This is a genomic window from Pseudomonas sp. ok272, assembly GCF_900109995.1.
GTDB lineage: Bacteria > Pseudomonadota > Gammaproteobacteria > Pseudomonadales > Pseudomonadaceae > Aquipseudomonas.
This window is the reverse complement of the sequence record NZ_FOCB01000010.1, coordinates 163,623-175,936: the sequence shown is the minus strand read 5'-3', so window position 1 is coordinate 175,936 and position 12,314 is coordinate 163,623. Positions and strand designations below refer to the sequence as shown.

The window sequence follows — 12,314 nt, the reverse complement described above, 5'->3', positions numbered from 1 at the left end:
GCCTTGTTCAATTTGAAACGGGCGAGACCTGCGGCGTAAGCCGCACGGGGCGACGAAATAGGGGAAGGCGCGATACTGACATTAAATGTCGCGTCTTACCAATAGGGCTACGGTTTTTAGGGGAGTTCAGAGGGGCTACGGGATAACCGCAGTAGCGCTTTTGAAGCCTGGTTCCTGACAGCAGCGAACCCTTTGTACACTGCCTTCGCGCGCGTTGGCAATCCGGGGGGGGGGGCGGGGGACCGTCCTGGTCGGTTCGCGCCATGCTGGGCGGGCACTCATGGTTGGGTATCGACTGGCCTGATAGTCGTCGATTCACAAGACGAACGTCGCTGGCGTAGCGGCCGGGCCCGGCCCATAGTTTTGTCTCCGCAGCCGCGTCCGGGTTGCCTCGAATAACAGAGACTGGCCATGACCAAGACTCTCCATCACCGTGCCTGCCACTTGTGTGAAGCCATTTGTGGCTTGACCATCGAGACCACCGCCAGCGAAGACGCCGACCTGCAGATCACCTCAATCAAGGGCGATACGCAGGACACCTTTAGCCGTGGTCATATTTGCCCCAAGGCCGTGGCCTTGCAGGACATCCAGAATGATCCGGACCGACTCCGCCAGCCCATGCGGCGCGTCGGCAGCCAATGGCAGCCGATTGCCTGGGACGATGCCTTCGCGTTGGTAGCCGATCGCCTGTCGGCGATACAGGAGCGGCATGGGCAGAACGCGGTCGCCATCTACCAGGGCAATCCAAGTGTGCACAACTATGGGTTGATGACCCACAGCAACTACTTCCTCAGCCTGCTGAAAACCCGTAATCGTTTTTCCGCGACATCGGTCGATCAACTGCCCCATCACCTCTCCAGTTACTTGATGTACGGCCACGGTTTTCTATTGCCGATCCCCGACATCGATCACACCGATTTCATGTTGATCCTGGGAGGCAACCCATTGGCCTCCAACGGCAGCATCATGACCGTGCCGGATGTGGAAAAGCGCTTGAAGGCGATCCAGGCCCGCGGCGGCAAAGTCGTGGTGGTCGACCCACGGCGCAGCGAGACGGCAGCGATGGCCGACCAGCATGTGTTTGTCCGTCCTGGGGGGGATGCGGCGCTGTTGTTCGGCCTGCTGAACACCTTGTTCGCCGAGGGCCTGACGCGTGACAGCCATTTGCCGGTCGATGGGCTGGAGGACGTCCGCCAGGCCGTGTCGGGATTCAGCGCCGAGGCCATGAGCCCACTGTGCTCGGTGCCCGCGGCGCAAATCCGCCAGTTGGCGCGGGATTTTTCCAGCGCGAAGACGGCTGTGTGTTATGGGCGCATGGGGGTTTCCACCCAGGCATTCGGCACCTTGTGCCATTGGCTGGTGCAGTTGATCAATTTGGTGACCGGCAACCTCGATCGCGTGGGCGGCGCACTGTGCACCGAGCCAGCGGTGGACTTGGTGGCCTCCACTTCCGGTGGGCATTTCAACCTGTGGCAGAGTCGCGTGTCGGGTCGGCCGGAATACGGCGGGGAGTTCCCGGTGTCGGCGCTGGCCGAGGAAATACTCACCGAAGGCGAAGGGCAGGTGCGTGCGCTGGTGACCGTGGCCGGCAACCCGGTGTTGTCCACCCCCAATGGCCGGCAGTTGGAGCACGCCCTCGACGGGTTGGAGTTCATGCTCAGCATCGACCTATACATCAACGAGACCACGCGCTATGCCGACCTGATCCTGCCGTCCACCTCGGCGCTGGAAAACGATCACTACGACACTACGTTCAACATGTTCGCGGTGCGCAACGTCAGCCGGTTCAACCGGGCGATCCTGCCCAAGCCGGAAGGTGCGCTGCATGATTGGGAAATCTTCGTCGGACTCGCCCAAGCATTTGCCGCCAGGACCGGCAAGACGCTCAAGCCTACGATGCCTCCCGCGCAGATGATTGACTTCGGCTTGCGTGCCGGCCCCTATGGCGACGCCTCGACACACAAACTGTCGGTGGCCAGCCTGTTCGATCACCCCCACGGCGTTGACTTGGGGGCGCTGAAGGCCAACCTGGCTCCGCGACTCAAAACCGCCAATCAGCGTGTACAGGCGGCACCGCCGGCGATCCTGGCGGACTTGGCGCGATTTGCCGCGTTGCAAGCGCCGCCTGCCGATGAGCTGTTGATGATTGGGCGCCGGCATGTGCGCAGCAATAACTCGTGGATGCATAACTATCATCGGCTGGTGAAGGGCAAACCGCGCCACCAGTTACTGATGCACCCGGACGATCTCGCGAGCCGTGGGTTGTGCGATGGGCAGCGAGTGCGGGTCAGCTCGCGAATCGGGGAGATCGAGGTGGAGGTGATGGGCAGTGCCGACATGATGAAGGGCGTGGTCAGCCTCCCCCACGGCTGGGGGCATGCCCGTCCCGGTGTGCGGATGACCATCGCCATGGCGCAGCCGGGCTCTAGCGCCAACGACCTGACGGATGAGCGTCAGTTGGACGAGTTGTCCGGCAATGCGGTGCTCAATGGTGTGCCGGTGACGGTCGCGGCGGCGTGAGTGTGTCTGTCGGGGAGACCAAGCATGGCGTCGGGCTTTCCGTTACAATGCGCCACCGTGCCGACAACTGAGTCGGAAAGTTCAGCCGAGGTGCTCCATGGATATCATCGAAACGATTAAAGAGCAGATTGCCAACAACACCATTCTGCTTTACATGAAAGGCTCGCCGAATGCCCCACAGTGTGGCTTCTCTGCGAAAGCCGCGCAGGCCGTGATGGGCTGTGGTGAGAAGTTCGCGTACGTGGACATCCTGCAGAACCCGGAAATCCGCGCCAACCTGCCTAAATACGCCAACTGGCCAACCTTCCCGCAACTGTGGGTCGGTGGTGAACTGGTCGGCGGTAGCGACATCATGACCGAGATGGCTGCTGACGGTTCGTTGCAGGCATTGATCAAGGAAGCTGCCGAGAAGGCTGCTGCCAAGACCGAAGCGTGATGCAGCGTGAGTACGACTTACAAGTGAGTCTTCATTGCCTGTAAGTTGTATTCCAGCCGGCAACAAAAAGCCCCGCGACTCTCAAGAGTGCGGGGCTTTTTTTGGCCATCAAGAAGTTACGGCGCGGTAATGGTTACTCGCCCATCTGCGATTGCAGGTAGTTCTCGATACCCACTTTATCGATCAGGCCCAATTGGGTTTCCAGCCAGTCGATATGTTCTTCTTCGGATTCGAGAATGTCTTCCAACAGTTCACGGCTGCCGAAGTCGCCAACGGTTTCGCAATGCGCGATGGCGACCTTGAGGTCGGCGTGACCGGTACGCTCGATGCGCAGGTCGCACTCCAGCATTTCCTTGGTGTGCTCGCCGATGTGCAGCTTGCCCAGGTCCTGGACGTTTGGCAGGCCTTCAAGGAACAGGATGCGCTTGATCAGCTTGTCAGCGTGTTTCATCTCGTCGATGGATTCGTGGTACTCGTGCTTGCCGAGCTTTTCCAGACCCCAATCTTCATACATGCGTGCATGCAGGAAGTACTGATTGATTGCGACCAGCTCATTGGCAAGAATCTTGTTGAGGTGCTGGATGACCGTGACGTCGCCTTTCATGATGGGGTCCTGCCCTTTAATGACCGTATATGCGGCCGAGTCTGGGCCTGCGGGTTCTGAGTGTCAAACCTAAGTTATTGAATAATATATGAAAATTAATCGGAATAAGAATGTTTGTGTTCCGCATCCTGGCGCTAAGCGATTGAATTCTGGGCATAAAAAAACCGGACACTAAGTCCGGCTCTTTGGAATGTTCTCGTTACGCGGCGGAAAATTCTACCGGGTAGGGGATCGCGGCCTGGCTCAATTGCAAGTCGGCGAGGGTTTCGCGAACCACTTGCTTGGCAAGGCAGGCGCATTTACCGCATTGACTGGCAACGCCGGTGGCTTCACGCACCTCACGGTAGCTGCAGCAACCTTCGTAGATTGCATCGCGGATCTTACCGTCGGTGACGCCAGTGCAGAGGCATACATACATAAAGTGATAACCCATCGCTGGTTATGGCTCAGTTGCGATGGATCTTAATGTTAACGAGAATGATTGTCAAAGTTGTTTCAGTCAGCTTTGTGTCAGATCCTTGTCGAGCAGACGAACGGTGGTCGACGTCGGGCCATGCATTCCCCTGAAGGGTTTTCGAAGGTGCAGCAAAAACCGTTAAGGACAGGTCAAAAACGCGGTGTATGATGGTCGGTCCTTGCGAAGGGCACTCGATTCATCAGCCTGTCGTTTAACCACGCCAGACTGGGTCGATAGCGTTCTTCACGCCACCACACCAGGAGATATCCAATGAGCGTACTCGTAGGCAAACAAGCCCCTGACTTCACCGTTCCGGCCGTACTCGGCAATGGCGAAATCGTTGACAGCTTCACCCTGTCCTCTGCCATCAAAGGCAAATACGGCCTGGTGTTCTTCTACCCACTGGACTTCACCTTCGTCTGCCCGTCCGAGTTGATCGCCCTGGACCACCGCATGGACGATTTCAAGGCGCGTAATGTTGAAGTCGTAGCCGTTTCCATCGACTCCCACTTCACCCACAACGCCTGGCGCAACACCGCCATCAATGATGGCGGCATCGGTAAAGTCAAATACACCATGGCTGCCGACATGAAGCACGACATCGCCAAGGCCTACGACGTTGAGTCCGAAGGCGGCGTGGCGTTCCGTGGCGCATTCCTGATCGATGACAAAGGCGTTGTCCGCTCGCAGATCATCAACGACCTGCCGCTGGGCCGTAACATGGAAGAGCTGATTCGTCTGGTCGACGCCCTGCAATTCCACGAAGAGCACGGCGAAGTTTGCCCAGCCAACTGGAAAAAAGGCGACAAAGGCATGAACGCTTCGCCAGAAGGTGTTGCGGCCTACCTGACCGAGAACGCTGGCAAGCTGTAAGCCACGTTCAAGGTATAAAAAAACCGGACATTGTCCGGTTTTTTTATGGGCGCTGGAAACCGGCGACGTGATTAGTCGTTGAAGTCTTCCCAGCCACCCATTTGCTTCCAGCGGTTGACGATGCCGCAGAACAGGTCGGCGGTTTTCTCGGTGTCGTAGCGAGCCGAATGGGCCTCGCGACCGTCGAAATCGATGTCCGCCGCCTGGCAGGCCTTGGCCAGTACGGTTTGACCGTAAGCCAGGCCGGCCAGCGTTGCCGTGTCGAAGCTGGAGAACGGGTGAAACGGGTTGCGCTTCATGTCCAGGCGCGCGACGGCGGCGTTCAGGAAGCCCAGGTCGAAGCTGCTGTTGTGGCCGACCAGGATCGCTCGCTTGCAGCCGTTGGCCTTCAGCGCCTTGCGCACACCGCGGAAGATATCGGTCAAGGCTGTTTCTTCACTCACGGCCATGCGCAAGGGGTGATCGAGCTTGATCCCGGTGAACTCCAGGGCAGCCGCTTCGATGTTGGCGCCCTCGAAGGGCTCGACACGGAAGAAGTAGGTGTGATCAGGGAACACAAATCCCTTTTCGTCCATGCTGATGGTCGTTGCGGCGATTTCCAGCAAGGCATCGGTGGCACAGTTGAAACCGCCGGTTTCAACGTCGATCACTACCGGCAGGTAGCCTCGGAACCTGGCTGCCATGGGGTGGCGCGAACCACTGCCCTGGCCTTCCTGTTCGTCGTCGTAATGGTCTTCGCTCACGGGTGTTCCTCCAGCAGGCGCCAGCGCAGTTTTTCACCGGCGCGCAGCGGGATGACAGTCAGCTCGCCAAACGGCAGGCTGGCGGGGGCGGTCCACTCTTCGCGGACCAGGGTAATACGATCGGTGTTCACTGGCAGGCCGTAGAAGCGTGGGCCGTTGAGGCTGGCGAAGGCTTCGAGCTTGTCCAGTGCATTGCGTTGTTCAAACGCCTCGGCGTACATCTCGATGGCTGCATAGGCGGTATAGCAACCGGCACAGCCACACGCGGCTTCTTTGGCGTGCTGGGCATGGGGAGCCGAGTCGGTGCCCAGGAAGAACTTCTCGCTGCCGCTGGTAGCGGCGTCAAGCAGAGCTGCCTGGTGGGTATTGCGCTTGAGGATCGGCAGGCAATAGAAATGCGGGCGAATCCCGCCAACCAGCATGTGGTTGCGGTTGTACAGCAAGTGGTGGGCGGTGATGGTGGCCCCCACGTTTGCCGAGGCTTCATTGACGAACTGCACGGCATCGCCAGTGGTGATGTGTTCGAACACCACCTTGAGCGTCGGGAAACGCTCTACAAGACGGCGCATATGCTCGTCGATGAAGATTTTCTCGCGGTCGAACACGTCGACGTCGCCACGGGTGATCTCGCCATGAATCAGCAGCGGCATGCCAACTTCAGCCATGGCTTCGATTGCCGGGAAAATCTTGTCGATGCTGGTTACGCCAGAATCGGAGTTGGTGGTCGCACCGGCCGGGTACAGTTTGGCAGCGTGAACGAAACCGCTGGCCTTGGCCGTGCGGATTTCCTCGGCGCTTGTGCGGTCGGTCAGGTAGAGCACCATCAGTGGTTCGAAGCGGCTGCCGGCCGGGCGCGCAGCGAGAATGCGCTGGCGATAGGCGTCGGCTTCAGCGGCGTTTCGCACCGGTGGTACCAGGTTGGGCATGATGATCGCGCGACCAAAGGTGCGCGCGACATCCGCGACAGTATTAGGCAACACAGCACCATCGCGAAGATGAATATGCCAGTCGTCGGGACGCAGCAGGGTCAGGCGGTCGGACATTGGGGATTCCAGGCGGGTCAAACTCACGGGAATGCTACCGGAAAAGACTCTTGCAGGCACTCGCTATCAAGTTTTGCCACAAGCTTCCGATATCCCGGGGGTATGCCGTAAATATGTGTGTCGGTCTTTTTGTTGTAGAAGCCAGTGGAGCCTCCCGTGCGCCAGCGTTATTTAGCCTTGCTCAGCGTGTTTGCCAGCCTTCCTGCGATGGCGCTCACTTTCCAGACCCGCCTGGAGAGCATTGAGTGGAAGGTCGAGGGCGATAAGTTCGAATGCCGCCTGGCACAACCGATTACTGATTTTGGTACCGGCGAGTTCGTGCGGCGGGCGGGCGAGCAGGCGACCTTTCGACTCAAGGCCTACAACCCGATGCTCACCGGCGGTTCGGCGACCCTGCTGGCGGCGGCGGCACCCTGGCAGCCCGGGCGCGAAGACATCAACCTGGGCTCGGTGAAGCTTGGCAGCGGTGATGTGTTGTTCAACAGTTCTCAGTTTCAGGCCGGGCGTCTCATTGGTGGCTTGATAGAGGGCCGCAGCCCCTTGGTCCGGCATCACTCGCGTGACGGGCGGGTATCGGAAGTACGCTTGCTGCCGGTCAGGTTCAACAAGGCCTACGCCGATTACCAAGGCTGCGTCGCCAAGTTGTTGCCCATGAATTACGAACAGGTCAAGCAAGCCTCGGTCGGTTTCCCGGGGGGCGGGATTGAACTGGACGCCCAGGCCAAGGCCAAGTTGCAGGTGATGCTGGCCTTCATGAAGGCGGACCCGACGGTCAATCATATCGAGCTCGACGGTCATTCAGACAACAGTGGCAATCGCCTGACCAATCGCGACCTGTCCCGACGCAGGGCTCTGGCGGTGATGGATTACCTGAAGGCCAATGGCATTGCCGAGTCGCAAATCACCCTGCGTTTTCACGGCGAGCGATACCCCCTGGCTCCCAACACCAACAACGCCAATCGAGCGAAAAATCGGCGGGTCAGTGTGCAGCTTGAACGTGTCGAACCTGCACCAAATCCGGCCCCGCAAGTCACATCGAGCGCCAGTGTTTCAGCGACCTCCTGAGGTCGCTGGAATCGTCGCTCGCTCGACATAATCTGTCGCTTCGTCGTCATAAGCTGTCGCGCCACTGTAAATTATCTTCATGCAGCGTTAGACTTCCCGGCTTTCCGTAGAACCCCGTGGAGTGATGGCATGGCGGACGTAAACAAGGTCGTTCTGGCGTATTCCGGCGGCCTGGACACTTCGGTGATCCTCAAGTGGCTGCAGGATACTTATAACTGTGAAGTGGTGACGTTCACGGCGGACCTGGGTCAGGGCGAAGAGGTCGAACCGGCTCGCGCCAAGGCACAAGCCATGGGCGTAAAAGAAATCTACATCGACGACCTGCGCGAAGAGTTCGTGCGCGATTTCGTATTCCCGATGTTCCGCGCCAATACCGTTTACGAAGGCGAGTACCTGCTGGGTACTTCCATCGCACGTCCTTTGATCGCCAAGCGCCTGATCGAAATCGCCAATGAAACTGGCGCTGACGCTATTTCTCACGGCGCAACCGGCAAGGGCAATGACCAGGTTCGTTTCGAACTGGGCGCCTACGCACTCAAGCCAGGCGTGAAAGTGATTGCTCCTTGGCGTGAATGGGACCTGCTGTCCCGTGAAAAGCTGATGGATTACGCTGAAAAGCACGCCATCCCGATCGAGCGCCACGGCAAGAAAAAGTCGCCGTACTCGATGGACGCCAACCTGCTGCACATCTCCTATGAAGGTGGCGTGCTGGAAGATACCTGGACCGAACACGAAGAAGACATGTGGAAATGGACCGTCTCCCCGGAGAACGCTCCTGACAAGCCGCAGTACCTGGAACTGACCTACCGCAACGGTGACATCGTTGCATTGGACGGCGTTGAGATGACCCCGGCTACTGTGCTGGCGACACTCAACCGTATCGGTGGCGAACACGGCATCGGTCGCCTGGACATCGTCGAGAACCGTTACGTGGGCATGAAGTCCCGTGGCTGCTACGAGACACCGGGTGGCACCATCATGCTGCGTGCTCACCGTGCGATCGAGTCGATCACCCTGGACCGCGAAGTGGCTCACCTCAAAGACGAGTTGATGCCTAAGTACGCCAGCCTGATCTACACCGGTTACTGGTGGAGCCCTGAGCGTCTGATGCTGCAACAAATGATCGACGCTTCCCAGGCACACGTGAACGGCGTGGTTCGTCTGAAACTGTACAAAGGGAATGTGATCGTGACCGGTCGCAAGTCCGATGAGTCGTTGTTCGACGCCAACATTGCTACCTTCGAAGAGGATGGCGGCGCCTACAATCAGGCTGATGCAGCTGGCTTCATCAAGCTCAATGCATTGCGCATGCGCATTGCCGCCAACAAAGGCCGCAAGTTGTTTTGATGCGTTTGTCGTGAGACTCAATTGTGGCCGCGCTTTACTGTGCGCGGCCACAATGGGGTCGAAAGTCTGTGTTTTGAATCCATCTCTCAGAGGCTGAAACATTCGTTTCTGCGCCTCACGCTTGTTTCCCATCAGTGCTTTTACGAAGTCATTTATCGTGCTGTTCGTTGCTCGATGGATTCCGGCTTCGGCGAATCTCCGTGACAGCCTGCGTACTCAGGTTGTACGTCAAGCACGCAAAATCCTTGCTGCGAAGAATGCTTGCGCCTGATTTGTTGAGTGCTTTTTCATTCAGCAAGTGCTCCGATTCCGAGCAGGTAAGAAACACGACCACCATTTTTTTGTTGTTCCCACCCTTGTCGATTCTCTCCATCAGGCTGCTGATGTGCTTTTTTTTTCGCAACCAGCGCGCGTCGATGATGTGCAGGCAGTCCACCGAGGTGAGTCGTGACATCTGGAGTTGGGCGGACACATCACCGAGCGTGGATACATGACCATCGGGTGGGTCTTGCAGGCTTTGCAGCAGGTAATCGGGTTTTCCTTTCAGGTGCGTGTGGCCCTGATGTTTTTTCGTCAGCGACTCGGCGTATGCCTTGCCAGAGGCCGCCGATAAATCGTTGTCACGCGGTTCAAGGGCGAGGGAGTCCTTGTTCTTTTCCGTTCGGGCGGCATCATCGATAACCTTTAAAAACTGTTTGCTCTTTTGAAAGTCGGAAGGTGCATACAGGGACTTGTAATTAAAGTTGAGTGTTATAAAGAACAGAAACAGCAAGTAAAAAGGGAAGCTGATCAAGAACCATATATAGATCTGGCGCTCTTGGTTATCAAGAAAGGGTAATGATATCGCTGCAGACGTTTCTGAAAGTGTCGCGAATATCGCAATAATTGCCATTGGGTTGATAGCTTTTTTTTTAGGTATTTTCATATTTCTTTGGTCCGGTTGTATTTGTGCTCATTGCTGGGGTGTTGAGGGTTGTTTGTGGTTTTGGGTTTGAGTTGATTTGTGGGGTGGTGCTGTTTGAAGTGTTATTTAGTCTGATCTTGTTGACGTTTTTAAGTTATATTTTTTACGCTGTGGTTGTGGGTAGTTAAGGTTTTCTATTTGTTTCTATGGGTATGAAAGTTATGGGTGCTACTCCGATGTGAGCGCTGGGCAGATCTTGGTGTCTAGTGTTAATGGTAGATCAAGGCAGAGAAAATGTTGCGCTGAAGTGTGCGTAGATAGATCGTCTGGCAGTTTGTAAGGTGAGCTGAACAGCCGGCCAGGAATGGGGCGTGGGTGCTATTAAACTTTAAGAGACATAGTTTTTTGTGAATTCTTGTAGGGTAATTCCTTTATGTTTGTAGGGATTGTCTTTTGGTGTGGCTGGCCGGGGTGGTCAGCATCCCAAGGTGTAAGCGACTACGCTATTGTGCGTGCTCTAAAAATTCGAACAGCGAAAATTGGACTTGCCCATGAATAAAGTGCTGATCGTGGATGATCACCCCGTCATTCGTCTTGCTGTACGTATGCTTATGGAACGTCATGGCTACGAAGTTGTTGCTGAGACGGATAACGGCGTAGATGCCTTGCAACTTGCTCGCGAACAAACGCCGGATATCGTAATACTGGATATAGGTATTCCGAAACTTGACGGGCTGGAAGTCATGGCTCGTTTATCTTCTATGGTCATGCCAATAAAAGTACTGATTTTGACCGCGCAGACTCCGGGGCATTTTTCAATGCGTTGCATGCAAACCGGGGCCGCTGGGTATGTCTGCAAACAGCAGGACCTTACTGAGTTACTCAGTGCGATCAAAGCGGTGCTGTCCGGGTACAGTTACTTTCCCAATCAGGCGTTGCACTCGGTGCGCTCAAGTTTGGGCAATGCAAGTGAGGCAGACATGGTGGAGCGTCTTTCCGGCAGGGAGATGATGGTGCTGCAGCAGTTGGCCCGAGGCAAAACCAACAAGGAAATCGCCGACGGTATGTTTCTCAGCAACAAGACCGTCAGTACTTACAAGACACGTTTGCTCCTGAAGCTCAATGCTCGATCATTGGTTGATCTGATCGAACTGGCACAGCGCAATGGCCTTGTTTGAGTTTGTTGGTTGGCATTCTGTGTCGCGCACAGTGACGGATTGCGGGGGCACCGGTCTGGAGATCGTTCGAAAAATCAGGTGCCTCACCCCGCTCAACGACCTGTTGCGGGTTCGTTGAGTCTGAATTGATTGCCCTCGCGAATGCACCGAGCAGCCGTTTTCAGCAGGTGAGCGCTTGATGAAAGCCTCCGGTGCGGGAGGCTTTCAATGGTTAAAGGTCAAAGTCGTAATCGGTCAACTGCTTTTTCAGGCGGCGCTCGTCGAGAAGATTATCGATGGTACGACGCTTGCTCAGGTTGGTCTTTGCCACCTCAGCCACCGGCTCTGCATCATCGGCCTCAACAGGGGGGAAGTCGTCTTCTACGTCCAGTTGTTCTTTGCCGTTGCTCATAAGGTCAACTCCAGACTAAGACTGCCATTGGCGCCCCTTATATCGACAATCCTCTGTCGGGTAAAAAAGATTTTTTCAATCGATAAATCAATAACAGCAATAGTGGCTCAATCGTCAGAGGTCTTTTGCTTGTACTCGCACAGGTCTTCGATCCTGCAGCTCCCGCAGCGCGGCTTGCGAGCAATACACACGTAGCGGCCATGCAGGATGAGCCAGTGGTGCGCATCGAGTAGAAACTCCTTGGGCACGAACTTCATCAGCTTGGCTTCAACCTCGACGACGTTCTTGCCTGGCGCGAGCCCCGTCCGGTTGCTGACTCGAAAAATATGGGTGTCGACGGCCATGGTCAGCTGGCGAAATGCGGTGTTGAGCACGACGTTTGCGGTCTTTCTGCCTACGCCGGGCAAGGCTTCCAGCGCTTCGCGGGTCTGCGGGACTTCACCGCCATGCCGCTCGACCAACAGGCGGCAGGTCTCGATGACGTTCTTGGCCTTGCTGTTATAGAGGCCAATCGTCTTGATGTACTCGGACAACCCCTCGACGCCAAGCGCATGAATCGCTGCAGGTGTGTTGGCCACCGGGAACAACTTGGCCGTGGCCTTGTTGACACCGACGTCTGTGGACTGCGCGGAGAGAATCACGGCGATCAGCAGTTCGAAGGGCGATGAGTAGGCCAGTTCGGTTTTGGGCTCCGGATTGTCTTCGTGCCACCGGCGGAAAATTTCCAGACGTTTTGCAGCGTTCATGGGCAGA

13 protein-coding genes are annotated in these 12,314 nt (G+C 56.6%); 6 read left to right on the top strand and 7 right to left on the bottom strand.

Translation table 11 applies throughout. The features are described from left to right. Window positions 1–411: 411 nt before the first annotated feature. The gene (locus tag BMW74_RS16080; protein ID WP_093423086.1) at window positions 412–2,520 is read left to right on the top strand and encodes a molybdopterin oxidoreductase family protein; all 2,109 of its coding nucleotides are present in this window, start codon (window positions 412–414) and stop codon (window positions 2,518–2,520) included. A gap of 97 nt (window positions 2,521–2,617) precedes the next feature. Beyond that, entirely contained in the window at window positions 2,618–2,956 is a 339-nt protein-coding gene (grxD, locus tag BMW74_RS16075; RefSeq protein ID WP_093423082.1) for a Grx4 family monothiol glutaredoxin, read from the top strand. A 133-nt stretch (window positions 2,957–3,089) separates the two neighbouring features. Here the strand turns inward: grxD and bfr are convergent, their stop codons facing one another. Both bfr and BMW74_RS16065 read right to left on the bottom strand, forming a co-directional pair. Continuing rightward, window positions 3,090–3,560 carry a bacterioferritin gene (gene bfr / locus BMW74_RS16070; RefSeq protein ID WP_093423077.1) on the bottom strand — a complete coding sequence of 157 codons (471 nt, stop codon included), beginning with the start codon at window positions 3,558–3,560 and terminating at the stop codon, window positions 3,090–3,092. 199 nt (window positions 3,561–3,759) lie between these two features. Beyond that, window positions 3,760–3,978 carry a bacterioferritin-associated ferredoxin gene (locus BMW74_RS16065; protein WP_093423249.1) on the bottom strand — a complete coding sequence of 73 codons (219 nt, stop codon included), beginning with the start codon at window positions 3,976–3,978 and terminating at the stop codon, window positions 3,760–3,762. Window positions 3,979–4,287: 309 nt separating this feature from the next. On the opposite strand from BMW74_RS16065, the gene BMW74_RS16060 reads away from it, so the two are divergent. Further along, on the top strand, window positions 4,288–4,890 hold the full coding sequence (locus tag BMW74_RS16060; protein ID WP_093423072.1) for a peroxiredoxin: 603 nt from the start codon (window positions 4,288–4,290) through the stop codon (window positions 4,888–4,890). A 71-nt stretch (window positions 4,891–4,961) separates the two neighbouring features. Here the strand turns inward: BMW74_RS16060 and rnt are convergent, their stop codons facing one another. Both rnt and pyrC read right to left on the bottom strand, forming a co-directional pair. Then, window positions 4,962–5,633: a ribonuclease T gene (gene rnt, locus BMW74_RS16055; RefSeq protein WP_093423068.1), complete on the bottom strand. Its 672-nt coding sequence runs from the start codon at window positions 5,631–5,633 to the stop codon at window positions 4,962–4,964. After that, window positions 5,630–6,676 (bottom strand): dihydroorotase, encoded by a 1,047-nt coding sequence (pyrC, locus tag BMW74_RS16050; protein WP_093423065.1) that lies wholly within the window; start codon window positions 6,674–6,676, stop codon window positions 5,630–5,632. Before pyrC ends, rnt begins: the two co-directional genes overlap by 4 nt. A 156-nt stretch (window positions 6,677–6,832) precedes the next feature. Between pyrC and BMW74_RS16045 the strand changes: the two genes are divergently transcribed. Then, window positions 6,833–7,741 carry a flagellar protein MotY gene (locus BMW74_RS16045; protein ID WP_093423062.1) on the top strand — a complete coding sequence of 303 codons (909 nt, stop codon included), beginning with the start codon at window positions 6,833–6,835 and terminating at the stop codon, window positions 7,739–7,741. A 129-nt stretch (window positions 7,742–7,870) separates the two neighbouring features. Continuing rightward, window positions 7,871–9,088 (top strand): argininosuccinate synthase, encoded by a 1,218-nt coding sequence (locus BMW74_RS16040; protein ID WP_017738284.1) that lies wholly within the window; start codon window positions 7,871–7,873, stop codon window positions 9,086–9,088. 148 nt (window positions 9,089–9,236) lie between these two features. Here the strand turns inward: BMW74_RS16040 and BMW74_RS16035 are convergent, their stop codons facing one another. After that, window positions 9,237–10,013: a hypothetical protein gene (locus BMW74_RS16035; RefSeq protein WP_093423059.1), complete on the bottom strand. Its 777-nt coding sequence runs from the start codon at window positions 10,011–10,013 to the stop codon at window positions 9,237–9,239. 530 nt (window positions 10,014–10,543) lie between these two features. On the opposite strand from BMW74_RS16035, the gene BMW74_RS16030 reads away from it, so the two are divergent. Further along, window positions 10,544–11,170: a response regulator transcription factor gene (locus BMW74_RS16030; RefSeq protein ID WP_093423055.1), complete on the top strand. Its 627-nt coding sequence runs from the start codon at window positions 10,544–10,546 to the stop codon at window positions 11,168–11,170. A 211-nt stretch (window positions 11,171–11,381) separates the two neighbouring features. On the opposite strand, the gene BMW74_RS16025 is transcribed toward BMW74_RS16030, so the two are convergent. Next, entirely contained in the window at window positions 11,382–11,561 is a 180-nt protein-coding gene (locus tag BMW74_RS16025; RefSeq protein WP_093423051.1) for a PA3496 family putative envelope integrity protein, read from the bottom strand. Window positions 11,562–11,668: 107 nt separating this feature from the next. Continuing rightward, on the bottom strand, window positions 11,669–12,307 hold the full coding sequence (nth, locus tag BMW74_RS16020) for an endonuclease III (protein ID WP_093423047.1): 639 nt from the start codon (window positions 12,305–12,307) through the stop codon (window positions 11,669–11,671). Window positions 12,308–12,314: the final 7 nt, after the last annotated feature.

Coding starts and splice junctions, on each gene's coding strand:
- grxD (WP_093423082.1), top strand. CDS start 2,618: ATGGATATCATCGAAACGATTAAAGAGCAGATTGCCAACAACACCATT.
- BMW74_RS16035 (WP_093423059.1), bottom strand. CDS start 10,013: ATGAAAATACCTAAAAAAAAAGCTATCAACCCAATGGCAATTATTGCG.
- pyrC (WP_093423065.1), bottom strand. CDS start 6,676: ATGTCCGACCGCCTGACCCTGCTGCGTCCCGACGACTGGCATATTCAT.
- BMW74_RS16080 (WP_093423086.1), top strand. CDS start 412: ATGACCAAGACTCTCCATCACCGTGCCTGCCACTTGTGTGAAGCCATT.
- BMW74_RS16060 (WP_093423072.1), top strand. CDS start 4,288: ATGAGCGTACTCGTAGGCAAACAAGCCCCTGACTTCACCGTTCCGGCC.
- BMW74_RS16025 (WP_093423051.1), bottom strand. CDS start 11,561: ATGAGCAACGGCAAAGAACAACTGGACGTAGAAGACGACTTCCCCCCT.
- nth (WP_093423047.1), bottom strand. CDS start 12,307: ATGAACGCTGCAAAACGTCTGGAAATTTTCCGCCGGTGGCACGAAGAC.
- BMW74_RS16040 (WP_017738284.1), top strand. CDS start 7,871: ATGGCGGACGTAAACAAGGTCGTTCTGGCGTATTCCGGCGGCCTGGAC.
- BMW74_RS16030 (WP_093423055.1), top strand. CDS start 10,544: ATGAATAAAGTGCTGATCGTGGATGATCACCCCGTCATTCGTCTTGCT.
- bfr (WP_093423077.1), bottom strand. CDS start 3,560: ATGAAAGGCGACGTCACGGTCATCCAGCACCTCAACAAGATTCTTGCC.
- BMW74_RS16065 (WP_093423249.1), bottom strand. CDS start 3,978: ATGTATGTATGCCTCTGCACTGGCGTCACCGACGGTAAGATCCGCGAT.